Origin of the sequence: Phenylobacterium sp. (genome assembly GCF_035569475.1) — a bacterium.
GTDB lineage: Bacteria > Pseudomonadota > Alphaproteobacteria > Caulobacterales > Caulobacteraceae > Phenylobacterium.
The window spans coordinates 76,348-100,861 of sequence record NZ_DATMNA010000033.1 but is presented as its reverse complement, the minus strand read 5'-3'; the positions used below and the strand labels follow the sequence as shown (position 1 = coordinate 100,861).

19 protein-coding genes are annotated in these 24,514 nt (G+C 70.2%); 7 read left to right on the top strand and 12 right to left on the bottom strand.

Features of this window, described 5'->3' with window-relative positions; translation table 11 throughout:
- On the bottom strand, positions 1-830 hold an 830-nt coding region (locus VNW53_RS04880; protein ID WP_325553968.1), incomplete at its 3' end, for an outer membrane protein.
- A gap of 632 nt (positions 831-1,462) precedes the next feature.
- Here VNW53_RS04880 and VNW53_RS04875 point away from each other — a divergent pair.
- The 5 genes from VNW53_RS04875 (at position 1,463) to VNW53_RS04855 (ending at position 7,926) form a co-directional block, all read left to right on the top strand.
- Entirely contained in the window at positions 1,463-1,855 is a 393-nt protein-coding gene (locus VNW53_RS04875; RefSeq protein WP_325553967.1) for a DUF2946 family protein, read from the top strand.
- A gap of 74 nt (positions 1,856-1,929) precedes the next feature.
- Positions 1,930-4,215, top strand: coding sequence for a TonB-dependent receptor (locus VNW53_RS04870; protein ID WP_325553966.1), 2,286 nt, complete (start codon positions 1,930-1,932; stop codon positions 4,213-4,215).
- A 60-nt stretch (positions 4,216-4,275) separates the two neighbouring features.
- Positions 4,276-5,079 (top strand): DUF1775 domain-containing protein, encoded by an 804-nt coding sequence (locus VNW53_RS04865; protein WP_325553965.1) that lies wholly within the window; start codon positions 4,276-4,278, stop codon positions 5,077-5,079.
- Between the two features lie 106 nt (positions 5,080-5,185).
- Positions 5,186-5,644 carry a copper chaperone PCu(A)C gene (locus VNW53_RS04860; protein WP_325553964.1) on the top strand — a complete coding sequence of 153 codons (459 nt, stop codon included), beginning with the start codon at positions 5,186-5,188 and terminating at the stop codon, positions 5,642-5,644.
- Between the two features lie 137 nt (positions 5,645-5,781).
- Positions 5,782-7,926 (top strand): M13 family metallopeptidase, encoded by a 2,145-nt coding sequence (locus VNW53_RS04855; RefSeq protein ID WP_325553963.1) that lies wholly within the window; start codon positions 5,782-5,784, stop codon positions 7,924-7,926.
- Positions 7,927-8,352: 426 nt separating this feature from the next.
- Here VNW53_RS04855 and hisG read toward each other — a convergent pair whose 3' ends face one another.
- From hisG to VNW53_RS04825, 6 genes are all read right to left on the bottom strand, one after another.
- The gene (gene hisG, locus VNW53_RS04850; RefSeq protein WP_325553962.1) at positions 8,353-9,303 is read right to left on the bottom strand and encodes an ATP phosphoribosyltransferase; all 951 of its coding nucleotides are present in this window, start codon (positions 9,301-9,303) and stop codon (positions 8,353-8,355) included.
- Positions 9,300-10,430 (bottom strand): ATP phosphoribosyltransferase regulatory subunit, encoded by a 1,131-nt coding sequence (locus VNW53_RS04845; protein WP_325553961.1) that lies wholly within the window; start codon positions 10,428-10,430, stop codon positions 9,300-9,302. Before VNW53_RS04845 ends, hisG begins: the two co-directional genes overlap by 4 nt.
- A complete protein-coding gene (gene hisS / locus VNW53_RS04840) occupies positions 10,427-11,959 on the bottom strand; it encodes a histidine--tRNA ligase (protein ID WP_325553960.1) in 1,533 nt (510 codons plus the stop codon). Before hisS ends, VNW53_RS04845 begins: the two co-directional genes overlap by 4 nt.
- Before the next feature lie 258 nt (positions 11,960-12,217).
- Positions 12,218-13,834 (bottom strand): glucose-6-phosphate isomerase, encoded by a 1,617-nt coding sequence (gene pgi / locus VNW53_RS04835; RefSeq protein ID WP_325553959.1) that lies wholly within the window; start codon positions 13,832-13,834, stop codon positions 12,218-12,220.
- Between the two features lie 25 nt (positions 13,835-13,859).
- A complete protein-coding gene (locus VNW53_RS04830; RefSeq protein WP_325553958.1) occupies positions 13,860-14,477 on the bottom strand; it encodes a redoxin domain-containing protein in 618 nt (205 codons plus the stop codon).
- 15 nt (positions 14,478-14,492) lie between these two features.
- Positions 14,493-16,586 (bottom strand): protein-disulfide reductase DsbD family protein, encoded by a 2,094-nt coding sequence (locus tag VNW53_RS04825; protein ID WP_325553957.1) that lies wholly within the window; start codon positions 16,584-16,586, stop codon positions 14,493-14,495.
- 143 nt (positions 16,587-16,729) lie between these two features.
- Between VNW53_RS04825 and VNW53_RS04820 the strand changes: the two genes are divergently transcribed.
- A complete protein-coding gene (locus VNW53_RS04820) occupies positions 16,730-17,122 on the top strand; it encodes an acyl dehydratase (RefSeq protein WP_325553956.1) in 393 nt (130 codons plus the stop codon).
- A 154-nt stretch (positions 17,123-17,276) separates the two neighbouring features.
- Here VNW53_RS04820 and VNW53_RS04815 read toward each other — a convergent pair whose 3' ends face one another.
- Positions 17,277-18,068 carry a SapC family protein gene (locus tag VNW53_RS04815; RefSeq protein WP_325553955.1) on the bottom strand — a complete coding sequence of 264 codons (792 nt, stop codon included), beginning with the start codon at positions 18,066-18,068 and terminating at the stop codon, positions 17,277-17,279.
- Positions 18,069-18,283: 215 nt separating this feature from the next.
- Here VNW53_RS04815 and VNW53_RS04810 point away from each other — a divergent pair, with 215 nt between their 5' ends.
- Positions 18,284-19,159 carry a MaoC/PaaZ C-terminal domain-containing protein gene (locus VNW53_RS04810; protein ID WP_325553954.1) on the top strand — a complete coding sequence of 292 codons (876 nt, stop codon included), beginning with the start codon at positions 18,284-18,286 and terminating at the stop codon, positions 19,157-19,159.
- 10 nt (positions 19,160-19,169) lie between these two features.
- Here the strand turns inward: VNW53_RS04810 and VNW53_RS04805 are convergent, their stop codons facing one another.
- The 4 genes from VNW53_RS04805 to VNW53_RS04790 form a co-directional block, all read right to left on the bottom strand.
- Positions 19,170-19,700, bottom strand: a complete 531-nt coding sequence (locus tag VNW53_RS04805) for a GNAT family N-acetyltransferase (protein ID WP_325553953.1) — start codon at positions 19,698-19,700, stop codon at positions 19,170-19,172.
- Positions 19,701-19,710: 10 nt separating this feature from the next.
- Complete coding sequence (gene aguB, locus VNW53_RS04800; RefSeq protein WP_325553952.1) at positions 19,711-20,589, bottom strand: N-carbamoylputrescine amidase; 879 nt, start codon at positions 20,587-20,589, stop codon at positions 19,711-19,713.
- The gene (locus tag VNW53_RS04795) at positions 20,589-21,593 is read right to left on the bottom strand and encodes an agmatine deiminase family protein (protein ID WP_325553951.1); all 1,005 of its coding nucleotides are present in this window, start codon (positions 21,591-21,593) and stop codon (positions 20,589-20,591) included. The genes aguB and VNW53_RS04795 overlap by 1 nt, the downstream gene beginning before the upstream one ends.
- 163 nt (positions 21,594-21,756) lie before the next feature.
- Positions 21,757-24,291: a TonB-dependent receptor gene (locus VNW53_RS04790; RefSeq protein ID WP_325553950.1), complete on the bottom strand. Its 2,535-nt coding sequence runs from the start codon at positions 24,289-24,291 to the stop codon at positions 21,757-21,759.
- Positions 24,292-24,514: the final 223 nt, after the last annotated feature.

Sequence of the window (24,514 nt, the reverse complement as noted above, 5' to 3'; positions counted from 1 at the left end):
GGCGGCGGCGGGGGAGGCGGCGGCGGCGGGGGAGGCGGCGGCGGCGGCGGGGGAGCCGCGAACGAATACCGCAGACCCAGGGTCACCGAGCTGTCGCGATACTTGCCCTGGAAGGTCCCGGGCTGCAGCGCGTTGGTGCCCACCGAGACGAAGTTCGCCGGCGAGGTGCCGTGGAAACGGTAGGTCAGGTCGACGTTCAGACGATCCGTGGCCTTCCAGGCCGCGCCCGCGATCAACTGATAGGCGAACACCGTCTGGCTGTCGTCGATGTGCAGGTTCTGGATCGCCGGGTTCAGGCCGCTTTGCGGAGTGACCACGCCGGTGACGTTCGAGAACTGACCATCGGTCGTCAGGGCCAGGTGGTTCGCGCCGAGGCCGGCGCCGAAGAACGGATTGATGATCCAATCCGGGCCGATGTCGTAGAGGACATTGGCCATAACGCTCCACGACTCGATCTTGCCGTTCGGAGCGCCGCAGTTCGGGGCGGCGGCGGTGCGCAGCACGCCGGGCGTGCAGAGGCCGATGACGGCCTGGTTGCTGCCGCCCGCAACGCTCTTGATGTCACCGGGACGATAGCCGGCTTCCAGTTCGACGCGCCAGTGGTCGGCGACCTGGTAACCCAGGCGAGCGAAGCCCGTGTAGTCGTCCTTTTGATTGAAGTTCCAGATATAATTCTGCCCGTTGGCGGCAAAATTGCTGGATTCGAGCTTGGTGCCTTCCGGCATGTGGTAGCCGAGATCGACGGCGCCGTACCAACCGGTTTCCGCAGAAGCGGCCGACGCGGCGAACACCGCCGCCAGCGCGGCTCCTGCCAGGAGTTTGAACTTCATAATCAGAGCCCTCTCATTGCCCTAGCGCTGCGGCCTATTGACCCAGCTTTTCTTATAACAAGCCCCGGAGATTAGGTAAGTGTCACCGAAGCCACACTCGAACCTCAATCTCTTGGACCAGCGAGCCTTAACCGGACGCTATACGACTACCGCCGTGGGGATCAACATCGGCTCGCGGCCGATCCACAGCTTCGCCGGAAAACTGGCGCGTCCGGCGCGGTCCCCAGTTCTTTCCGGAGTTGATCTCGATCGACAGGGAGGCGCGCGAAGCCTTAACAGCTCCGCCTTGGACCCCGTCGAACGCTTTGGAATAACTTGTAAATCCGTTTCGTCGCCGCAGACGGGCCGCGGGCATGCCGACAGGGCGCTCGGCCTGCGCCAACCGCTCCCGACTCCCCGCCCAACCGGCGTCATCCACGCCCCCTAAATGACCGGCGCCCCAATGCGCTGACCCTGCAACGCCGACGGCGCCGCTTTGTTCCCGCCAAGAGGCGAACACGGACCAATTTCCGGCGCCTTCCCGGCGCCGTTGGCGCCATAGGATTTGCCCGAAACCCGACAGTAGAAATCGCCTCGATTCGGCAAAGCCGGCCGGGCCTTGAGAAATCGCCGGTTTAGCCTAAGACGACGCCATGCCGCCGGCCCCTCACGCCCCGCACGACCGAAGAGCGATCGTCGCGCTGTTCGTGATGTTCGCACTGATGGTGCAGGCGCTGATCCCGACGTCGGCCATGGCCGCGTCGGGCGACGGCCATGTGACCATCTGCACGGCCGAAGGAACCCAGACTTTCGCGCCTGACGGCAAGCCGGACTCGCCGGCGCACCATCACGGTTCGGCCTGCGCGGACTGCCTGGCCGCCGCCCTGGTCACCGCCACGCCGCCGCCGGCCCTGGACATCCAGCCGGTCGCCTACACGGTGAGCCGGGTCGAGCACGCCACGCCGACCGATCGAATCGTCCCCCGCGCCCGCGCGCCGCCACGCCCGCCCGGCCAGGGCCCGCCCATTTCCCTCCAGACCGCCTGATCCGCCGCGCCGCCTTCGGCCGCGCGAACTGACGTCTGGGCCGCCGAACACACGCGGCTCTCGGGGAACCCACAATGAAACTTCTGCTGCTCGCCGGCGTCTGCGCCCTCGCGACCGCCAACGCCGCCTGCGCCGATGAGGCGCCGGCCAACTCCACCGTCTCGCAGGTGACCGTCACCGCGCCGTCGTCGATCTCCGACCTGCGCGACCTGCCGACCACCACCGAAAGCATCACCGCCGACGAGATCGCCAAGACCATCAACGTCCTCACGCCGGAGGACGTGCTGCGCTACCTGCCGGACGTCCTGATCCGGCAGCGGCACATCGGCGACACCCAGGCGCCGGTCACGACGCGGACCTCCGGCGTCGGGGCCTCGGCCCGCAGCCTGATCTATGTCGACGGCGTGCTGATCTCGGCCCTGATCGGCAACAACAACTCCACCGCCTCGCCGAAGTGGGGCCTGGTCGCTCCGGACGCCATCGAGCGGGTCGACGTGCTCTACGGGCCGTTCGCCGCGCAGTACGCCGGCAATTCCATCGGCAGCGTCATCGCCTTCACGACACGCATGCCGCGCGGCTTCGAAGCGACGGCCGAGGTCCAGGGCGCGGTCCAGTCGTTCTCCAAATACGGCGACGACAAAAGCTACGGCACGGGCCGCTTCGCGGCGGATCTCGGCGACCGGTTCGGCGATCTGGCGTTCCGACTGAGCTACAACCACCTCGACAGCCACGCCCAGCCGCTGACCTACGCCACGGCGCTCGCGCCCGCCACGACCAGCGCCGCCGGGATTCCGGTGACGGGCGCCTTCAGCGATTCCAACCGCACCGGCGCGCCGATCCAGGTGCTGGGCTCCATGGGCATCGAGCACCAGATGCAGGACAACCTGTCGGGGCGCATGACCTGGGACCTGACGCCCGAGATCACCGCGGCCTACACCTTCGGCCTGTTCCACAACGGCGACGACGCCACGGTGAACAGCTACCTGCGCGATGGGAGCGGCCAGCCGGTCTACGCCGGGACGGTCAACATCGGCGGGCGCGCCTACACCCTCGCCAACAGCGCCTTCTCTAACGGGGTCTACAACCTCGAGGAGCTCGAGGTGGCGCAGGGGCTGTCGCTGGCCTCGCACACCGACGGCGTCTTCGACTTCGAGCTGGTGGCGACCAGGTTCGACTATCTGAGGGACCGCCAGCGGATCCCGAGCGGCGCCCTGCCGGCGGCGTTCTCAGGCGGGGCCGGCACGACCACCTCGCTCGATGGCACGGGATGGCACACCCTCGACGCCAAGGGGACCTGGCGGCCGGCCGGCAGCCCCAATGTGGTGACCTTCGGGGCCCACGAGGACGGCTTCAAGCTGAACAATCCGAAGTACGCCCTCACCAACTGGATCGACGGCTCGGCCGGAGCGACCCTGACCTTCAGCCGCGGGCGCACCCAGACGCAGGCGTTCTGGCTGCAGGACGTCTGGTCGCCCACGCCGGAGTTGAAGGCCACGCTGGGCGGGCGCTATGAGCATTGGCGGGCCTATGACGGCCTGAACTTCTCGGTGGCGCCGGCGCTGAACGTCAACCAGCCGTCGCTGAAGAAGGACGCCTTCTCCCCGAAGGCCAGCCTTGCCTACGTCCCGTCGATGGACTGGACCTTCAAGGCCTCGGCCGGCGTGGCCTACCGCTTCCCCACCGTGACCGAGCTCTACCAGGCGATCACCACCGGCGCGCTGCTGTCGGTTCCCAACCCCCGGCTGAAGCCGGAGCGGGCGCTTTCCAGCGAACTGTCGGCGGAGCGCACCTGGGCCGGCGGCAGCCTGCGGGTCTCGCTGTTCGACGAGCGCATCACCAACGCGCTGCTCTCGCAGACCGCGCCGCTGCTTCCCGGTTCGACCAGCCTGTTCAGCTTCGTGCAGAACATCGACCGCACCCACGCCACCGGCGTCGAGGTGGTCGCCGACCAGAGGGACGCCTTGGTGTCCGGCCTCGAGCTCTCCGGCTGGGTGACCTACGTGGAGGCCAAGACGGATCGCGACGCCGCCTTCCCCGCCGCCGTCGGCAAGGACCTGCCGCAGCTGCCCCGACTGCGCGGCGCCGTGGTGGCCACCTATGCCGCGACGCCGAAGCTCGCCCTGACCCTGGCGGCCCGCTACAGCGACCGGTCCTTCGCCACGATCGACAACAGCGACCCCTACGCCAACACCTACCAGGGCTTCGGCGGCTATTTCGTCGCCGACGCCCATGCGCTCTACCGGCTCACGCCGCACCTGCAGGCCGGGCTGGGCGTCGATAACCTGGGCGGACGGTCGTACTTCCTGTTCCACCCCTTCCCGCAACGCACCTTCGTCGCGGACCTGAAGTACACGTTCTGAACCCCCTGCCGCCGCGGCGCGCAGGCGTGCGCCGCGGCGGCGAACCCGGAGCTTTTCCCGATGAAGACCTTCTTGAGGTCGGCCTGCGTGCTAGCGGCGGCGGCCGCATCCGGCGCCGCGACGGCCCATGTGTCCCTGCAACCCGCGACCGCCGTGGCCGGCGCCGAGGAAACCTTGCGCTTCGTCGTCGGCCACGGCTGCGATGGCAAGCCCACGACCGCCTTGCGCGTCGAACTTCCGGCTAGTCTGTCGGCTGTCGAGCCGCCGGCGAAGGACGGCTGGACCGTCTCGCTGGAGCGCCTGGGCGACGGCGGGGTCGCCGTCACCTGGCGCGGCGAGCTTGCGCCGCATCAGGCGGACGGCTTTCCGGTCCACGCCCGGCTGCCCGCCAAGGCGGGGCCGCTGGCCTTCGCCGCGGCCCAGACCTGCGGGGCGACGACGGTGCGCTGGGACGAGGCCACGCCCGCGGGCGGACCGCGTCCCGCCCACCCAGCGCCCAGCCTGACGCTGACGCTTGCGGGTGAGCCGGCCGCCGCCGCGCCGCCGCCGGGCGAGCGCCTTCCGGCGGGGGTTCAGCGACTGCCGGACGGAGGCCTGGCCGATGCGGCCGGCCGGCCGCTCTACACCTTCAACTACGACACCATGGTGGGCATGTCGCACTGCGGGGACGATTGCGCGCGCATGTGGCCGCCGCTCGCCGCGCCCGGGACCGCGCAGGCCTTCGGCGATTGGAGCCTGATCCCTCGCGCCGAGGGCGGCGTGCAGTGGGCGTATCGGGGCAAGCCTCTCTATGCCTACTCGCAGGACCGGCCCGGCGAACCGGCTCGCGGAGCCGAGGCCCCGAACTGGAAGCGGGCAAAGTAGCCGTCTGACCGCCGGGCCGCAGGATCTGGTATCACAGCCGGACCCTGCGGCCCGCGCAGGCGGAGGCGCCCGATGGCGGCCATCATCGTTGCGTAGGGAAGCGCCCATGAAGCAGATGTTCGCCGCCGCCGCCCTCGCCGTCGCCGCGGCCACGCCGCTCACCGCCCTCAGCGCGGGAACAGTGGAGGTCCTGCAGCCCTGGAGCCGGCCCGCCGTCGCCGGGACGACCGGCATCGGCTACATGGTGCTGGCCAACCATGGCCCCGCCGACGCCCTGGAGAAGGTCGAAAGCCCGCTCGCCGCGCGCGTGGAGATGCACTCCTCATCCATGTCCGGCGGGGTCATGACCATGCGGCGGGAAGACCGCGTCCCGGTGCCCGCGGGCGGCCGGACCACCTTCGGCCCGGGCGCCTATCACCTGATGCTGATCGGCCTGACACGGACGCTTAAGGCCGGGGACCAGGCGCCGGCGACGCTCAGCTTCGCCAGCGGCGCCAAGGTCAAGGTCGTCTTCCAGGTGACCGACGGCCGCGCGCCGGCGCCGATGGCCGGCATGGCCCGCTAAGGCCCATCCTGGCCTGCCTCGGGTCAGCCCGGACAGGCCCTGGCGCAGGCGTCCGGTTTCTGACCAAAAAGTAACCCCCGCCCGCGGGCCTGCGAGGGCATGGTCGGGCCACGTCCACCTTCGAGAGCCGTCCCACCATGAAGATCCACTGGCTCGGCGCCGCCGCGGCGGCCGCCCTCCTCGCCGCCGGCTCCACGCTGGCGCATGCGGAAGACACGACGCCCGCGCCGGCGCACGCCAAGGCCAGGCCCAAGGCCAAGGCGAAGGCCAAACCGCCCGCCGCGCCGGCCCCGGCCGCGCCCGCCGGCCCCGCGCCCGACATCGCCAAGGCGCCGCGCATGGGGGCCTGGGGCTTCGACCTGGCCGGCCGGGACCCCGCGACCCCGCCGGGTCAGGATTTCTTCCAGTACGCCAACGGCGGCTATGAAAAGTCCCTGGTGATCCCGGCGGACCGGGCGAGCTTCGGCGCCTTCGACGCCCTGAACGAGCTGTCGCAGAGCCGGCTGCACGCGCTGCTGGACAAGGCCGCGGCGGACGGGTCCGCCACCGGCGAGCAGGCCAAGGTGGGCGCGCTCTACCGCAGCTTCATGGACGAGGCGAAGGTCAGTGCGCTGGGCGCCAAGCCGATGGCCGCCGACCTGGCCGCGATCAAGGCCGAGAAGACCAAGGCAGATGTGGCCCGCGCCATGGGCCGCGCCCAGCATACTTTCGGCGGCTCGCTGTTCGCCGCGGCCGTGCAGGTCGACGGCAAGGACCCCGACCGTTACGCCGTCTACCTGAACCAGGCGGGCCTCGCCCTGCCCGACCGCGATTACTACCTTGAAAAGGGCTTCGCCAAGCAGAAGGCGGCCTACGAAGCCTATGTGGCCAGGATGCTGACCCTGGCGAAGTGGCCGAACGCGGCGGCCAACGCCAAGGCGATCGTGGCGCTGGAGACCGAGATCGCCCGGGACTCCTGGACCCGCGCCGAGCAGCGCGACGACGACAGGATGTACAACGCCTACGAGACGGCCAAGCTGGCGGAGATGGCGCCCGGCTTCGACTGGAGCGCCTTCATGGCCGGCGCGGGCCTGGGCCAGGCGACGCGGGTGGTCGCCCAGGAGAACACCGCCTTCCCGAAGCTGGCCGCGATCTACGCCAGGACGCCGGTCGAGACGCTGAAGGCCTGGCAGGCGTTCAACCTCGTGGACCAGGCCGCGCCCTATCTGTCGCAGGCCTTCGTCGACGCGCGCTTCGATTTCCGCGGCAAGGGCCTGAACGGCCAGCCGGCGCAGCGGCCCCGCTGGAAACGCGGCGTGCAACTGGTCGATGGCCAGATCGGCGAGGCGCTCGGCAAGGTCTATGTCGCCGCCTACTTTCCGCCGGAGAGCAAGGCCAAGATGCTGGCCCTGGTGGGCGACATCCGCACCGCCATGAAGGGCCGGATCGAGCGGCTGGACTGGATGAGCCAGCCCACCAAGACCAAGGCGCTGGAGAAGCTCGCGGCCTTCACCGTCAAGATCGGCTATCCGGACAAGTGGCGCGACTATTCCGGCCTGACGATCAGGGACGACGACCTCTACGGCAACGTCCAGCGCGCCACGACCTTCGACTGGGATTTCCGCGTGGGCCGGCTGGGCGGGCCGGTGGACCGCGCCGAGTGGGGCATGACCCCGCCGACCATCAACGCCTACTACAATCCCAACGGCAACGAGATCGTCTTCCCGGCCGCGATCCTCGCCCCGCCGTTCTTCGATCCCGAGGGCGACATGGCGGTCAACTATGGGGCCATCGGCGGGGTGATCGGCCACGAGACTACCCACGGTTTCGACGACCAGGGCCGCCACTACGACGGCAGCGGCCGCCTCACCGACTGGTGGACGCCGGAAGACGCGGCCAAGTTCCAGGCCGAGACCGTGAAGCTCGGCAAGCAGTACGGCGCCTTCGAGGTGCTGCCCGGCGCCAGGATCAATGGCGACCTGACCATGGGTGAGAACATCGCCGACCTGGGCGGACTGCTGCTGGCGCTGGACGCCTACCATACGTCCCTGCACGGACAGCCGGCCCCGATCGTCGACGGCCTGACCGGCGATCAGCGGGTGTTCCTCGGCTGGGCGCAGGTCTGGCGGGGCAAGACCCGCGACGACGCGCTGCGCCAGCAACTGGTCAGCGATCCGCACTCGCCGGAACGCGCGCGGGTGGACGTGCCGATGCGCAATGTCGACGCCTTCTACGCCGCCTTCGGGCTCAAGCCCGGCGACGCCATGTACGTGGCCCCGGCCGACCGGGTGAGGATCTGGTGAGCTTATCCCGCCCCTCGATGGGGAAGGTGGCCGAGGCGAAGCCGAGGTCGGGTGGGGAAGTCGCGTTCAAGCGCTGACTCAACATTCCGGCCGACACTTCCCCACCCGTCTCGCTGGCGCTCGCCACCCTCCCCAAGATGGGGAGGGATAATTTTGACTCATGCGTCAAAAATGGTTCCGGGCAAAAATTTGGCCCGCTGCGGGGGATAATCGCAGCGGGCCGTTTTTTGAGCAGTCGCTCTTATTAGAGCGGGCGTTTCCTCCCCGAAACGCCGGAGATCGAAGGTCTTGCGCCTTCGTGTCTCTCGCGAAGTGAAGAAACGGCAATTTTTGACCCGAGTCAACGCCTTCAAGGCCATTGCAGGGCACGACAGCATCAGATTTTCGCGAGGCCCGGGAAATATAGGTCTCGTTTTGACGGGATCGTCAAAGAACGCGGTGTTTCAAGGCCGCAAATGGCGGGCACTCGACTTCGAAGACGAAGTCGGGCTGCGAGACGGTCACCGGTCCCAGGCCTGCGGCGGTCAGCGCCGCGGCGGCCTCCGCCGCCCGGCCGGTCTCGACCATGAGGCCGTTCGGCCGGCGCTGGGCGCCCGCGGCGGCGAGACTATCGACGACGGCGGCCTCGGCGGCGCTTCCCGCCGCCGGCCAGATCAGGGTCGCGCTGGTCCGGGCCGCGGCCCGCGCCTCCACCGCCCGCAACAGCCGCTCGGCCGCGGCCAGTTGCAGCGCCTCCCAGCTCACCTTGAGGCTCGCGGCGAGCTGCGCCTGGCTGCGCAGGATCAGGCCATCGGAGAGGATCTTCAGGCCGTTGGCGGCGAGCGTCGCGCCGGTCGTGGTGATGTCGACGATCAGCTCGGCCGCGCCGGAGGCGGGCGCGCCCTCGGTGGCTCCGCCCGATTCGGTGATCCGGTAGTCGACCACCCCGTGGCGGGCGAAGAAGGCGCGGGTCTGGCCCAGGTATTTGGTCGCCACCCGCATGCGCCGCCCGGTGCGCGCCACGAAATCGTGCGCCACCTCCTCCAGGTCGGCCATGGTGTCGACGTCGAGCCAGCTCTTCGGGGCGGCTACGACCAGGTCGGCCCGGCCGAAACCCAGGGGCCGCAGCAGCAACACCCGGCTCTCCAGGTCGCCGCGCTCGCGCAGCAGGTCCTCGCCGGTGACGCCCAGGTGCGCCTCGCCGGCCCCGAGCGCATCGGCGATATCGCCCGCCGACAGCAGGCGCACCTGCGCCCCGGGCAGCCCCTTCAGGCTGGCCAGGTAGCCGCGGGCGCCGCCGCTGACCGACAAGGGAAGGCCGCAGTCGGCCAGCCATTCCTCGACCTGCTCCTTCAGCCGGCCCTTGGACGGGATGGCGATGATCAGCTCACGGCTCATGCCTCGCCTCCGGCAAAGGCCCGCCAGGGCCGCACGACGCAGCCCACGGCCCGTGCGCCGGACGCACCGCCCAGCCGCGCCAGCAGGCCGTCATAGCGCCCGCCCGCAGCCACCGGCCGATCGGCGCCGAGGGCGGCGCTGCGCACCTCGAAGGTCAGGCCGTCGTAGTAGTCGAAGGCGTGCCCCAGGGCCGGCGCGAAACTCATGCGCCCCGGGGGAATGTCGGACAGCGCCGCCAGGCGGGCGTCCCAGTCGTCCAGCGCCGCGTCGAGGCCGGCGCCCCGACCCGCCAGGGACCGGACCTGCTTCAACCCCGCCGACGGGGCCTCGGAGATGGCCATGAAGGCGCGGATGGCGCCGGCCTGGGCGTCCGTCAGGGCCGGAGCGGCGGCGGCCTCGGCCCTGCGCACGAGTCGGGCCGCGATCTCGCCGGCCCCTCGGCCGCCCACCGGCTCCACGCCGGCCAGCGCCCAGACCTCTTCCAGCATGGCCGCGGCCTGCGGCTGCGAGAGGCCGGACAGCATGGCCGCGAGTTGCCCGCCATCGGCCGTCGAAGCCACCGCCTCGCCGGCCCGCGCCAGTTCCGCCTGCAGCAGCCGTGGTCGGCCCGCCACCCGCTTCAGCCGCGCGGCCAAGGCCTCGGGCAGGCCGAGCGATTCGATGAAGGCGGCGAACAGGCCCACGTCGCCCAGCCACAGCGTCAGGTCCTCGCGCCCACCGGCCATGGCGGCGCGCCAGGCGAGGCCCGCGACCTCGGCGTCGGCCGGCGCAGCCGAGCCTCCGGCCGGCGCGAACAGCTCGACCCCGAGCTGCAGGAACTCCTCCGGGCGGTCGCCCTCAGGCTCCGAGCGGAAGGCTGGCCCCTCGTAGATGTAACGTCCGGCGACCGCCCCGCTTTCGATGTGCCGGCGGGCCACCGCGGCGGTGAAGTCGGGCCGCAGGCAGGCTTCTGCGCCGCCCTCCGCCTGGACCACGAACAGCCGAGCGCGCATGGCCTCGCCGGCCAGGTCGAGCAGCAGGCCGAGCGGCTGCAGGATCGGAGCATCCACGGCCTCGGCTCCCGCGGCGGCAAGCGCCGCGCGGATCGCCGCCAGGGCCTCGGGCGGAACCGGCGGCTCGACCCTCACGCCGAACCCTCGCTCTTCGGCGCGTCCACGATGCGGCGCACGGCCGCCACAAGCTCCGCGCGCGGAACCGTCATCTGGCCGGGCCGTTCGGCGCGCCAGGCGGCGTTGTCGGTCACCCCGGACGCCAGCTCGCGACCAAGGTCGAGGTCCTTCAGCGTCACGGTCCCTGCGGCGAACTCGTCGCCGCCGATGATCACCGCGGCGGGCGAGAGCCGGCGATCCGCATACTTCATCTGCGGACGCATGCCCGAGGTCCCCAGATAGACCTCGGCGGCGATCCCCGCGGCCCGCAGCTCGCCGGCCACGGCCATGTAATCGGCCATCCGGTCCTGATCGAGCACCAGCACCACGACCGGCCCGCGCGCGTCGGCCGCCAGGTCGCGCCCCGCCGCCTTCAGCGCCGCCGCCAGGCGGGTCACCCCGAAGGAGAAGCCGGTGGCCGGGGTGCGCTCGCCGGTGAACCGCGCCACCAGGTCGTCATAGCGCCCGCCCCCGCCGATCGAGCCGAACCGCATCGGCTGGCCCTTGTCGTCCGTCGTCTGAAGAAGCAGCTCCGCCTCGAACACCGCGCCCGTGTAATATTCAAGGCCGCGAACGATCGATGAATCGAAATTGGCTCTCGCCGGACTGACACCCATGCCGGTGAGCGCTTGATCGATCTTGGCGAGCTCTTCCAAACCTTCTTCGCCTAAGGCGGACCCTGACAAGACGGATGACATTCGATTGAGTACGGCAGATCGGTCGGCGACAAATTGGATCGGTTGGCCGCCGGCACCGGTGAATTGAAGAGGCGCTCCATCCGCACCGATGAACTTCAGTACGCTATCGATGCCGTGGTGGCTAAGTTCAGCCCCAGTTGTGTACGCTCCGGATTCATCAAGGCGACCCTTACCCAACAGCATACTCACGCCTTCGGGCCCAAGCCGATCAAGTTTGTCGACGGCTCTTAACACCACGAGCTTTTGACGCTCATCCATCACTCCGACGGATGCGAGGAGCCCATCTAGCAGCTTCCTATTGTTGATCTTCACGATCGCCGAGCCGGACGGCAGGCCCGCGGCTTCCAGGCCCGCCACCGCCATGGCGATGATCTCGGCGTCGGCTTCCGGCCGCGCCGAGCCCACGGTGTCGGCGTCGCACTGGACGAACTCGCGGTAGCGGCCGGGGCCCGGCTTCTCGTTGCGCCACACCGGCCCGAAGGCATAGCGGCGGAAGGGCTTTGGCAGGGTCTCCCAGTTCTGGGCCGCGAACCGGGCCAGGGGCGCGGTCAGGTCGTAGCGCAGCGCCATCCACTGCTCGTCGTCGTCCTGTAGCGCGAACACGCCCTCGTTGGGCCGGTCGGCGTCCGGCAGGAACTTGCCGAGCGCGTCGGCGTATTCGAACGCCCCGGTCTCCAGGGCCTCGAAGCCGTAGCGCTCATAGACCTCCGCCACCGCGGCCAGGATCTTCCGCTCGGCGGTCAGGTCACGGGCTCGGCGGTCGACGAAGCCGCGGGGACTGCGGGCTTCGGGTCGGGCGGTATCGGTCATGGGCTCGCGCTTAGCCGTTGCGGGGCGCTCGCTCAAGGAAGGAAGGTTTTCCATCGTCTTGTCCTTGAAGAAGGGAGGCGACGGACGGAGCTGAAGATCGTCGAGCCCCGTCCGCGGATGCGGGGCTCGGAGAGGGTCGCTTCAGGCCAAGCGGTCCCAGGCCGAACCCTGCCGGGTCGGATGGTGGGGATGGCCGTGGTGGTGCGCGAAACCGCTCATGGGGACGCGCCTATAGCCGAGGATCGTGAACAAGGCGAGTCAGCCGCCGAGCCTGGCGATCAGCCGGGTGGTCGACGGATCGTGCTGTCCGGGCGCTCCGCCCTGCAGTTCGCCCAGCACCCGCGTGGCCAGCGTCTTGCCCAGTTCCACGCCCCACTGGTCGAAGCTGTTGATCCCCCAGAGCACGCCTTCGACGAAGGTCTTGTGCTCGTAGAGCGCCAGCAGCGCGCCCAGCCGCTCCGGGTCCAGGCGCTCCAGCAGGATCATCGTCGAGGGCCGGTCGCCGGGGAAGGCGCGTTGCGGCGCGAGGGTCTCGATCTCGGCGGCGCTCACGCCCTTGGCGGCCAGCTCGCCGCGGACGTCAGCCTCGGAGCGGCCCACCATCAGGGCCTCGGCCTGGGCGATGACGTTGGAGTTGAGGATCCGCTGGGCCGCCGGATCGCCCTCGCGGGCCTCGCGCACGGCGATGAAGTCCACCGGGATCACGTCGGAACCCTGGTGGATAAGCTGGAAGAAGGCGTGCTGGACGTTGGTGCCGGCGTCGCCGAATACCGCCGCGGCGGTGGCCTGGGCCACCGGGCGGCCCTGGGCGTCGACCCGCTTGCCGTTGGATTCCATCTCCAACTGCTGCAGGAAGTTCGGCAGCAGGTGCAGACGCTGGGCGTAGGGCACGACGGCGCGGACCGGCCGGCCCATCCCGTTGCGGTTGAAGATGTGGGCCAGCGCCAGCAGCACTGGGGCGTTCGCCGTCAGCGGCGCGGACTGGAAGTGGTTGTCCATCGCCGCGGCGCCGGCCAGCAGGGCCTCGAACACCTGCGGCCCGAGGCCGATCACGCAGGACAGGCCCACCGAGGACCAGACCGAATAGCGGCCGCCCACCCAGTCGCGGAAGCCGAACACCTGGGCGCCCGGCACGCCGAAGGCCTGGGCGGCGTCCGGGGCGGCGGAGACGGCGACCATCTGGATGTCGCCGGCCGGGCCCAGCGTGGCGCGCAGCCAGTCCCGCGCCGCCTGGGCGTTGGTCATGGTCTCCTGGGTGGTGAAGGTCTTGGAGACCACCACCACCAGAGTCTGGGCGGGATCCAGCCCGGCGAGGGCAAAGGTCAGCTCGGCCGGGTCGACGTTGGCCACGAAGCGCAGCTCGATCTGCGGGTCCACGGGCCGCAGGGCCTCCCAGACCAGCCGCGGCCCGAAATCCGAGCCGCCGATGCCGATGTGGACCACGGCGCGGTAAGGCTTGCCCGCCGCGCTCCTCAGGTCCCCGGCGCGGACGCGGTTGGCGAAGTCGGCCATCCGCACGCGCATGGCCTCCACTTCCATCGAGACCGGCACGCTCTGCGCCCGGAAGGCCGCGCCCTTGGGCGCACGCAGCGCCATGTGCAGGGCCGCGCGCTTCTCCGATGCGTTCACCGCCTCGCCGGCGAAGAACCGGCGGCGCGCCCCCTCGACGTCGGCCGCGCGGGCCAGCGCCAGGGCCAGGTCCACGTCGCCCAGCGACCACGGCTGTTTGGAGAGGTCCAGCTCCAGGCCCGCGGCGCTCACCGACAGGCGGTCCAGCCGGCCGGGCTCGGCATCGAACAGCGAGACGATGCGCCGCGCGCCCGCGGCGGCGGCGGCTCGGGTCAGTCGCCCCCAGGCGTCGGTCAGGTCGGACAAGCGTTTCAGCCCCTCGGGTTCCGGCCTAGTCGGCGGAGTTGTACTTCACGCTGCAGCCATAGGGCTGGGACACCGGCGTGGCCACCGGCCGCCCGGCTTTCAGGTCGGCAAGGGCCATGGCCACGTAGGGCTTGGCGCCCTTCAGGCTCTCCGGGTCGGCATAGGGCCGGTCGTCGATGCCGCCCATGTAGGCGATGCGCCCGGCCCGATCGATGACGAACATGTGCGGGGTGTTCTTGGCCCCGTATTCGCGGCCGATCCTACCGGCGCTGTCGAGCAGGATGGCGGTGCCGGCCCAGTGCTGCCGGGCGGCCCAGGCCTGGGCCGTCTTGCCCGTGAAATAGCCCTGCATGTCCGGGGCCGAGGACGAGACGGTGAGCCACACCACGCCGTCGGCCGTCTCCTTCTTCTGCAGGGCCTGCATGGTCCCGGAGCCGTAGTGCTTGCCCACATAGGGACAGCCGGAGTTGGTCCACTCCAGGACCACGGTCTTTCCGGCGAAGTCGGACAGCGAACGCTCGTGGCCCAGGGCGTCCATGGCCTTGAAGGCGGGCGCGGGCTGGCCGAGCTGCGGTTCGGCGAAGGCGGGCGCCGCCAAGCCCAGGCAGGCGACGGCGGCGAGAAGCGTGCGGCGGGCGATCATCGCAGGGCTCCCTGGCTAGTGCGCGTCGGCGGCCTCCACCGCCTTGACCACGATGTCCGGCGTCAGGATCGAGGGCAGGATAGCGCCGTCGCCGCCGCCTGTCCCGTACACCAAGTAGAGCGGCACCCCGGCCCGGCCGTGGCTGGCCAGTTCGGCGGCGATCGCGCCATCGCGCTTCGTCCAATCGGCCTTCAAATAGGCGACCTTATGGCGGGCGAAGGCCTCGGCGACCTGATGGGTGGAGAGCGCCACCTTGTCGTTGACCTGGCAGGAGACGCACCAGGCGGCGGTGTAGTTGACGAACACCGGCCGGCCCTCGGTCCGCAGGGCCGCCAGCCGCTCGGGGCTATAGGGCTCCGGCTTGAGCTCGCCGGCCTTGTCTTGCGGCCAGGCGACGGCGGTCACGGCCAGCGCAGCCACCACGCCCGCCGCGGCGCCGAGGACGAGCGGCCTGCCGCCCTGGGCGGCGCGGCGCTGGGCGAGGCCCGCGAGCCAGGCGGCCAAGCCGATGGCCACCGCGGCGGCGAACAGTTGGGCGAGGGCTTCGGGCCCCGCCTGCTGCGACAGCACCCAGGCGAGCCAGGCGGCCGCGCCGTACATCGGGAAAGCCAGGGCCTTGCGGAAGATCTCCATCCAGGCGCCGGGCCTCGGCAGGCGCGAGAGCACGCCCGGCGCATAGGCCACCAGGACGAAGGGCGCGGCGAACCCCAGGCCCAGCGCCAGGAAGACGGCGAGCGCGGCGACCGGCGTCTGGGTGAGCGCCCAGCCGAGCGCCGGGCCCATGAAGGGCGCCGTGCAGGGCGCGGCGACGACCACGGCCAGCGCGCCGGTGAAGAAGGCGCCCAGGGCTCCGCCGCGGCCGGCCAGGCCCGAGCCTGCGCCCTGCAGCGAGGTCCCCACCTCGAACAGGCCGGAGAGGTTCAGCGCCACCGCCAGCATCAGCAGCGCCAGCACCGCCACCACCGGCGGCGATTGGAGTTGGAAGCCCCAGCCGATGGCCGAGCCCGCCGCCTTCAGCGCGATCAGCGCGCCCGCGAGCGCCAGGAAGGTCAGCACCGCCCCGCCTCCGAAGGCCAGGCCCTGCCGCCGCGCGGCGGCGTTCTCCGCGCCCCCATGGCCCGCCAGGGAAGCCGCCTTCATCGCCAGGATCGGGAACACGCAGGGCATCAGGTTGAGGATCAGCCCGCCGAGAAAGGCGAACAGGGCCGCAGCCGCCAGGCCCAGGTCCGCGCCGCCCGCGCCCCTGGCCGCCGGCGCGCCGAGGCCGGAAGCGCCGGCGGGCGGGACGCCCGGGACGGCCGCCACCTCATAGGCCTTGCCGCCCGCCTCCAGGACCCCGCCCATGCCGGCCGGGGTCCTGCCGCCCTGGAAGCCGTAGCCGGGGGCCAGCGTCAGGGTCAGGCCGTCCGGGCCGCGCTCGATGGCCTGCGGCTTGGCGTGGTCGATGGCCGTGGACTCGAAGGGGAAGAAATAGGCGCCCGCCGCGTCCGAACCCTTCAGCGCCGGCCCGGTGATGGCCAGGGCCACGCCGCCGGGGCGGGCCTGATAGACGGCGTTGAGGCCCGCGGGCTTCGGCGACGCGGCCACCGCGGCCATCACCTCGGCGCCCGCCGCGCCGCCGCCTGCCGTGGGGGTCGCCACGACCGGCAGGGTCAGGCTGAGCGCATCGTCTTCCGGCACGCACACCTCGGCGCAGACCAGCAGCGAGACCTGCGCCTTCAAGGTGACCTTGTCGCCGGGTTTGGCTCCGGCCGGCGCGGTGACCGGAACCGGCAGCAGGACCTCGTCCTCGTAGCCGTAGTTCATCAGCGGGCCGACCGGGATCTTCTTCGGGGCGGGCCAGACGATGTCGCCGGCGCGCCAGCCGGCCGGCAGGTCCCATTTGATCCGCGTGGGCTCGCCGCTGTCGCCCGAGTTGCGCCAGTAGGTGTGCCAGTGGGCCTCGATCTTCTGGCGCAGGGCGACATAGACCGTTTCGCCCGGCGCGACGGCGTCCTTCGAGGCGACGAGCGATGCGGCCACGTGGTGGGTCGTCCCCGGCCCCTGGGCCAGGGTTGTGGTCGGCAGGGCCATCGCCAAAGCCAGGAGCACGCCTGCCAGGAACCGCATCATCGCCTCGTTGCGCACCGTCAATCGGGCGCTATATGGCCCGGCTGGGCCCGTCACGCAAAGCGAGGCTCGACTTGGGCGCCGGGGCCAGCCCATCATCGGCGGACCCCGGCTATCCGAATCGCGTTTTGCAGGACCCGCCCGTGCCAGCTTCCTTCGACGACATCCAGATCGGCCAGGTGGTGTCGCTCGGCGCGGCCGCGGTCGAGGCCGAGGCGCTGCAGAGCTTCATCGGCGCCTTCACCCCCGGCTGGGCCCCTGAACGCGGGGCGCCGGACGCCATGGTCTATGCGATCTGGGCCCGCCTCGACGCGGTGGCCCACACCGACTGGCCGCAGACCAAGCGGCTGGGGGTCGACGCGCTCCGCTGGGTGCGCAACCCGCCGGCCGGCGAGCTGCTGCGCGGGCGCATGACCATCATGGCCAAGGACCCGGTGGGCGACGGCAAGGGCATCGTCATCGCCCAGCACGACCTGCTCGACGAGGCCGGCCGGCTGGTCTTCTCGTGCCTGACGCGGAGCGTCTTCGCCAGGTGAGCATCCCTCCTCTTTAGGGGAGGGTGGCCGAGGCGAAGCCGAGGTCGGGTGGGGGTGTGCGGGCCAAGCTGAGAGCCAGCCGCCTGAACGCGACTGCCCCACCCTGGCCGCTGGCGCGGCCTGTCCCTCCCCTAAAGAGGAGGGATGAGCGGGCTTAGGCGTTGGCGGCTTGCGGCTGCTGCATCTGGCGCGACAGGGTGATCGCCACCAGCCGGTCCCAGCCGAGCAGGGAAACCAGGTGGGCGTGGATCTGCGGCAGGGCGCCGTTGTCGCGCAGCTCTATGTACTTCTCGGTGGGCAGCTTGGAGAGCTTCTCTTCCGATACGCCGAAATAGTCGGCGATCTTCTGCGGCTCGCCGGGCGTGCCGTCCGGGTTCATCGGGTTGTAGGTGGAGGTCTTGGTTTCCAGCAGGTCCAGGTCCTTCAGGATCTGCACGAAGTTGGCGGTGCGCTGCCGCTCCAGCTCGAAGTTGTTGCAGAACTCGATGCAATTCTTGGTGTAGGCGCTGGGCTGGCTGTCGGGCTCGAAGAAAGGCATGTCCCAGCCGCTCTCGACGATGAACTCCGCCGCGCGGTCGATGCACAGCACCATCTGCTTGGCCGCGTCGTCGTTGGCGAAGATGAACGGATAGCGGCGGACGTAGGCCGGGATGTAGACGCCCGGCTCGAACAGGCCGTCGGGACGCACGAAGAGGTTCTCCCCGGCGTTCAGGCCCATGACCGAGATCGGCAGCTTCTCGTCGCCCACGAAGATGATCGGACCTGTCGAGGCTGCGGCGGGAAATTCGCCGACCGTCAGCGGCACGGCGTGGCCGGCCTTCGCGAAGCCGAACGGGCCGTCCATGTTCTTGACGCCCATCTTGCCGTGCATCTCCGGGGAGAGCGGTTCGGGCTGGGAGTAGAAGAGGACGTTGCCGGTGATGCCGGGCTGGGCGGTGGTCGTCATGAAGCGCCTTCGAGGTCGAGGAGAACCGTGGACGGCTGGAAGCGGCCCGCCCGCCGGAAGTCGCCGCTTCTAGCCGATCAGGCCCTGCCCCGCAAATGCGCCCCTCGGGCGCCTGCGCGCGCCCTGCCGGCTTGCGCCCCTCGGGTCCAGGCGCTTTGATCTTCGCCATAGTTCAGCGGCCCTCAGAGCCAGCCCATAAATTCGGAGGAATAGTCGTGCCCATCTATTACCCGGACGTCCTTGAGCAGGGGACCAAGCCCCGCACCTTCACCTATGGCGACAAGGACGTGATGCTCTACGCGCTGGGCGTCGGCCTGGGCGCCGACCCGATGAACGAGACGGAACTGGCCTTCGTCTACGAGAAGGGCCTGAAGGTGGTGCCGACCGCGGCCACGGTGCTGGCCGGGCGGGGCCAGACCGAAGCCCTGCCGACCAAGCCCGGGCACCGGCCCAGCCAGCCCAACTACCTGATGCTGGTGCACGGTGAGCAGAAGGTCGAGCTGCACAAGCCCCTGCCGTCCAGCGGGACCTTCACCACCGAAAGCCGCACCATCGGCGCCTTCGACAAGGGCAAGGACAAGGGCGCGGTGCTGCTGAACGAGACCATCTGGAAGGACGAGGCCGGCGAGCTGGTGGCGACCCTGACGGGCTCCAGCTTCTGCCGCGCGGACGGCGGCTTCGGCGGCCCCTCCGAAGGCCAGCCCGAGCCGCACGAGATCCCCGCGCGCAAGGCCGACCTTTCCGTCGATATCTCGACCCGCGAGGACCAGGCCCTGCTCTACCGCCTGAACGGCGACCGCAATCCGCTGCATTCCGATCCGGAGAGCGCCCGGCGATCGGGCTTCCCGCGGCCGATCCTGCACGGGCTGTGCACCTACGGCATCACCTGCCGCGCCGTACTGCAGGCGATCACCGGCTACGACCCCGACCAGATCCTGTCGCACCAGGCGCGGTTCTCGGCCCCTGTCTTCCCCGGCGACACCATCACCGTCGACCTCTGGAAGGACGGCAAGGTCATCTCCTTCGAGGCCCGCGTCGCAGCCCGCGGCGCGACGGTCATCAAGAACGGCAAGACCGTGCTGCGGTCCTGACGGCGGGGCCTTAGGGCCGCGGCGCGACGTAGACGATGTGCCGGCGCAGGGGATGCTCCGCGGCCAGCAGCGGGTGGTCGAAGTCACGCTCGGCGGCGCGCAGCATGCCCAGCCGCCGCATCACCGCCTGGGAGCGCAGGTTGGCGGTTCCCGTGAAGGCCAGGATCTCGGCGGCGTCGGTGCGGGCGAAGCCGTCGGCGATCACCGCGCGGGCGGCCTCGACCGCATAGCCGGAGCCCCAGGCGTCGGGCGCCAGCGCCCAGCCGATCTCCAGGCCCTGCGGCACGGGCTTGGTGTCCGGCGCGTGGGCCAGGCCGCAGTGGCCGATCAGGCGGCCGTCGGCCTTGCGCTCGATGGCCAGCCGCCCGAGGCCGGTCTCGGCCAGGCTCGCCGTGAAACGCTCCACGCGTTCGTAGGCCTGCTGGCGCGTGAACGGCCCGCCCAGCCAGGGGCCGACCTCAGCGTCGATCATGATGTCGGCGTAGGGTTCGCGATCCGACTCGCGCCAGGCCCGCAGGATCAGGCGCTCGGTCTCGATCACGCCCCTCGCCTCATTGCGGCCGGCCCTGGGTCAGCGCGCCGTAGAGGTCCGGCCGGCGGTCGCGGAAGAAGCCCCAGGCGGCGCGGTGGGTGCTGAGGAAATCGAGGTCGAACTCCGCCACCAGGGCGCCCTCGTCCTCCCGCCCGAAGGCCTGGACCAGGTCGCCGCGATGGTCGGCGACGAAGCTGGAGCCGTAGAAGAGCTGCCCGCCGCCCGGATAGTTCTCCCAGGGCTCGAAGCCGGTGCGGTTGGCGCCCACGACCGGGATCACGTTGGAGACGGCGTGGCCCTGCATCGCCCTGCGCCAGGGCGCGGCGGTGTCCAGGCTGGGATCGTGCGGCTCGGAGCCGATGGCGGTGGGATAGAGCAGCACCTCGGCGCCCATCAGGGCCATGGCGCGGGCGGCCTCCGGATACCACTGGTCCCAGCAGATGCCGACGCCCAGCCGCCCGAAGCGGCTGTCCCAGACCTTGAAGCCGGTGTCGCCGGGGCGGAAGTAGTACTTCTCCATATAGCCCGGTCCGTCGGGGATATGGCTCTTGCGGTAGACGCCCATCAGCGAGCCGTCGGCGTCGGCCATCACCAGGCTGTTGAAATAGTGCGGGCCCTCGCGCTCGAAGATCGAGATCGGCAGCACCACGCCGAGCTCGCCCGCCAGCGGCGCCAGCGCCCTGACGCAAGGGTGCTCGCGCCAGGGATGGGCCGCCTTGAACCAGCGCTCCTCCTGGGCGACGCAGAAGTAGGGCCCCTGGAACAGCTCCGGCGGCAGGATCACCTGGGCGCCGCGGAGCGCCGCCTCGCGGATCAGCTCGGCGGTGCGGGCGATATTGGCGTCGAGGTCCAGGCCGAAGCTCGCCTGCAGGGCCGCCACCTTGATCGTGCGGGTCATCAGGCGGGCTCCTGCTGGCTGATGCAGTGGAACGAGCCGCCGCCGGTGAGGATGGCTTGCGAGGGCAGGCCGATCACCTGGCGTCCGGGGAACAGGTGCTCCAGGGCCTGGACGGCGAAGCGCCCCGCCTGGTCCTCGTAGAGAGGCACGATCACCGCCCCGTTGGCGATCAGGAAGTTCATGTGGCTGGCCGGCGCGGCCTTGCCGTCCGCTCCGTCGATCCAGCCGGGCGAGGGGATGCGCATGACCGTGAGCCTGCGGCCCGTTGCGTCGGTCATGCCGGCCAGCCGCCGGGCCGCGTCGTCATAGGCCTTGGCGTTGGGGTCGCCGCGCCCGAAGGCCACCGGGCAGGCGACGACGCCGGGCGCGACGAACCGCGCCAGGTTGTCCACGTGGCCGTCGGTGTGGTCGTTGGCCAGGCCCTCACCGAGCCACAGCACCTTCCGCGCGCCCAGGGCCTGGGCGAAGGCGGCCTCGGCGGCGGCTTGCGTCCAGCCGGGGTTGCGGTTGGGGTTGAGGACGCACTGGCCCGTGGTCAGCACCGTGCCCTCGCCGTCGTGGTCCACCGCCCCGCCCTCCAGGATGAAGTCGTGGGTGACCCGGGGCGTGGCCGAGGCCGCGGCGATCTGGGCCGCCACCTCGTCGTCGTGCGCCAGGTCGTACTTGCCGCCCCAGCCGTTGAAGCGGAAAGCCAGCGCCCGCGGCCCCGCCGGCCCTTGCGCGAAGATCGGGCCGGTGTCGCGCAGCCAGATGTCGCCGAAGGCGCCCGGAACGATCTCGATCCCGTCGACGCCGCCCAGCAGGGCGCGGGCGTCGGCCTCGCCCGCCGCCGAGCCGGTCATCAGCCGCACCCGCTCGCCGCCCGGGCCGGCCAGCGCCCGCGCCAGGGCCGCGACCTCGGCCTGGGCCGGCGCCAGGTCGTCCTCCCACAGCTCCGCGTGACTGGGGAAACCCAGCCACATGGCCTTGTGCGGCGCCCATTCGGCGGGGACGGTTAAATTCATCCGAGAGCTCGAACCCCCTGAACCAAGGCCCAACGAACCGAGGTGTTGAGAACGCGCGCAGATGGGCCGTGCGGCCCCGGTCGTCAAGCCGCGACCCCGCGCCAAACGAAAGGGGCGGCCCGTCGCCGGGCCGCCCCCTCGATCTCGAACCCGATCCTTGGGCTTAGAACTGCGCGTGCAGGGTGACCGACAGGGTCCGCGGCGCGTTGTAGAAGTAGAAGTAGGGCCTCGCTGAGATCGGCGTGCCGCCGACGGTCAGCGCGGTGGCGTTGGACACCGAGGAGACACGGTAGGGCTGGCGGGTGTTGGTCAGGTTGGCGACGTTGAGCTGCAGATAGGTGTTCTGCGCCCCCCACCAGGTTACCGGCATGCGTGCGTCGAAGTTGACGATCGTGGTGTCGGGCATGCCGATCGTGTTCGTGTCGTCGAGCCAGCGCTTGCCGGTGTACTTCACCGACATGCCGGTATCGATCCAGCCGAAGTCGTAGCGGGCGTTGGCCGAGAAGGTCCGGTCGGGCGTCAGCACCAGCTCCTTGCCTTTGGTCGGCAGGGCCAGGGCCACGGCGCCGGCGGCGGCGACGATCTCGTTGCTCTTCACGTCGCTCTTGGTGAACTCGGCGCTGGCGTAGATCGTGAAGTGCTCGAACGGATGTGCGCCGGCTTCGAGGTCGAGGCCGTAGATCTGCACCTCGCCGATGTTGCGGTCGATCGACAGGGTCGGGTCGTTCGGGTCGAACGACTGCACGATGCGGTTCTTGTAGTCCACGTCCCAGGCGCTGAACGAGGTGGTCAGCAGGGCCGACTGGTAGCGCCAGCCGACCGCGTAGCTGTCCGAGGTCTCGGGCTGCACGATGGCCGTGGTCGACGAGTAGAGGTCGTCGGTCTTCGGCGCGGAGAAGCCCTGGGCGTAGGTCGCGTAGACCAACTGGTCGTCGTTGATGCGGTAGGTGACGCCGGCGTTCGGCAGGACCTTGTTGAAGTTGAAGGTCTGCTGGAACGGGAAGCGGAAGTTCGGGGTCTTGGTCACCGCGTTGAAGGAGATCGCGCCGTTCCGGCCGAACAGCAGGGTCGAGAGCGCGTTGGTGTTCCCCGCCGCGACGCCAGCGTTGTAGGCCGCAAGGACCTGGCTCTGGTCGATGGTGTCGCAATAGGCGCTGGTGCCGTTGAAGGTGTAGCAGAACTGGTTCAGGTCGCGCTTGAAGAAGGGCGCCCGCACGCCGATGTTCACGTGCAGCCTGTCGTCCATGAACTTGCCGATGTAGTTCCCGGCGACCTGGTTCAGCTCGGCGATCGAGTGGCGGTCGCGGCCGCGCATGATGCTGCCGTCAGCGGTGACGATCGGGGTCGAACCCATCATGCCGTTGCCGCCGAAGACCGAGCCCGGCATGCCGGTCATCGGGTCGATGTAACCGTACTCCTGGGTCTGCCGGTGCATCGCGTAGTCGAAGGTGTAGCCGAGCGCGAAGTGGTTGTGCTCGTCCAGATCGTAGAGCAGCGACGTCAGCAGGCCGTAGCGGTGGGTGTTGGTGTTGTTGGGGCTGTAGACATCGACGGTGTCCAGCCTGTCGCCGTCGCCGTTCAGGTCGACGCCCGGCGAGCCGGCCTTGTTGCCCTTCAGGCGCGGGTCGGTTTCGCTGAGCGCGGTCACGCCGCCGCCGTTGGCCAGGGTGTAGAAGAACGACGGGTCGAAGGTGAAGGTCAGCTTGTCGGTCAGCGAGAACTTCGAGGCGCCGCGGATCGTGCCGAAGACCACCGGGTTCGGGTGCGTGGCCCAGAAGTTGCCGTCGTAGCCGCTGGCCCCGGCGCTGCCTTGCAGCTGGCCGGGCGAGATCGCGGGACTTCCCGCGGCGCTGCCCGCCGGCGTGTCGATCTGGCCGTTGACCGCGGTCGGAACGATCCATTGGGTGTTGTAGTCGATGTGGCTTTTGCCGAACTGCGCGAACTGCGCCGGCGACGACGACTGGTAGAAATAGCTGTGCTCGAGGGTATAGCTGGCCGAAAGGCTGATGAAGTCGCTTCCCTTCAGCGGCTGATAGATCCGCGCGTCGAGGCCTTCCTTCATCTCGGTGCCGGATCCGACCCACTTGTCGGAGTTGTCGTAGTTGCCGGCCAGGTAGAAGCGGGTGCCCCAGGGGCCGAACTCGCCGCTTTCGCCCTCGACATAGTAGCGGGTGAAGTTGTTGCTGCCGACGGTGGGCTGGATGATCAGCTGGCGGTCCTTGGTCGGGACCTTGGACACCAGGTCGACGGTGCCGCCGACGGCCGAGGCCGTGGGGCTGTCCACCGAGGTCGCGCCCATGTTGACGGTGATGTGGTCGGTCAGTTCCTCGGTGAGGTATTCGCCCGGGAACACCGCGTAGTTGCCGCTGTCGTTGACCGGCACGCCGTCGATCGTGACGCCGATGTGGGCGCCGTCGAAGCCGTGGATGCGAATGTCGCCGCTGAGGTTACCGGTCGGGTCCTCGGAGGTGTAGTTGACCCCCGGAAGCAGATTGATCAGTTGCGCGAAGTTCTGGCCTGCCGGCTGGCGCTCGAAGAACTGGTGATTGACGATCGACTCGTCCTTGGCCTCCTGGACCTGGGTGATCACACCCGCGACGGTCGGTTGGCCATGGGCGCCGGTGACGACGAGCTCCTGGACCTGGGTGGCGGTCGACTGCGCCAGGGCGTTCGACGCCAGCAGCAGGCCAGTGGCCAAGGCGGTGCTCGCGCACAAGGCGCGATTGAGTTTCAGATGCATAGTACCCCCTCTTAGGATGCCCCGAAGCCGTCACCCCGGACGACTTCGCTGCCTTGATTTAGCCGTATAGCGCGGAAATCGCACCCGTTGGTGACGGTTTTGCTACGGTGGCAGTCGGTCGCGCCAAGAAGCCGCCATCTGTGGCGCCGGCGCCCCTCGTGCGGGCGCCGGGTCGCGGGCG

What these genes read in the sequence shown, in the direction of transcription:
- VNW53_RS04875 (WP_325553967.1), top strand. Translation starts at nt 1,463, where the DNA reads ATGCCGCCGGCCCCTCACGCCCCGCACGACCGAAGAGCGATCGTCGCG.
- VNW53_RS04870 (WP_325553966.1), top strand. Translation starts at nt 1,930, where the DNA reads ATGAAACTTCTGCTGCTCGCCGGCGTCTGCGCCCTCGCGACCGCCAAC.
- VNW53_RS04865 (WP_325553965.1), top strand. Translation starts at nt 4,276, where the DNA reads ATGAAGACCTTCTTGAGGTCGGCCTGCGTGCTAGCGGCGGCGGCCGCA.
- VNW53_RS04860 (WP_325553964.1), top strand. Translation starts at nt 5,186, where the DNA reads ATGAAGCAGATGTTCGCCGCCGCCGCCCTCGCCGTCGCCGCGGCCACG.
- VNW53_RS04855 (WP_325553963.1), top strand. Translation starts at nt 5,782, where the DNA reads ATGAAGATCCACTGGCTCGGCGCCGCCGCGGCGGCCGCCCTCCTCGCC.
- hisG (WP_325553962.1), bottom strand. Translation starts at nt 9,303, where the DNA reads ATGAGCCGTGAGCTGATCATCGCCATCCCGTCCAAGGGCCGGCTGAAG.
- hisS (WP_325553960.1), bottom strand. Translation starts at nt 11,959, where the DNA reads ATGACCGATACCGCCCGACCCGAAGCCCGCAGTCCCCGCGGCTTCGTC.
- VNW53_RS04830 (WP_325553958.1), bottom strand. Translation starts at nt 14,477, where the DNA reads ATGATCGCCCGCCGCACGCTTCTCGCCGCCGTCGCCTGCCTGGGCTTG.
- VNW53_RS04825 (WP_325553957.1), bottom strand. Translation starts at nt 16,586, where the DNA reads ATGCGGTTCCTGGCAGGCGTGCTCCTGGCTTTGGCGATGGCCCTGCCG.
- VNW53_RS04815 (WP_325553955.1), bottom strand. Translation starts at nt 18,068, where the DNA reads ATGACGACCACCGCCCAGCCCGGCATCACCGGCAACGTCCTCTTCTAC.
- aguB (WP_325553952.1), bottom strand. Translation starts at nt 20,589, where the DNA reads ATGACCCGCACGATCAAGGTGGCGGCCCTGCAGGCGAGCTTCGGCCTG.
- VNW53_RS04795 (WP_325553951.1), bottom strand. Translation starts at nt 21,593, where the DNA reads ATGAATTTAACCGTCCCCGCCGAATGGGCGCCGCACAAGGCCATGTGG.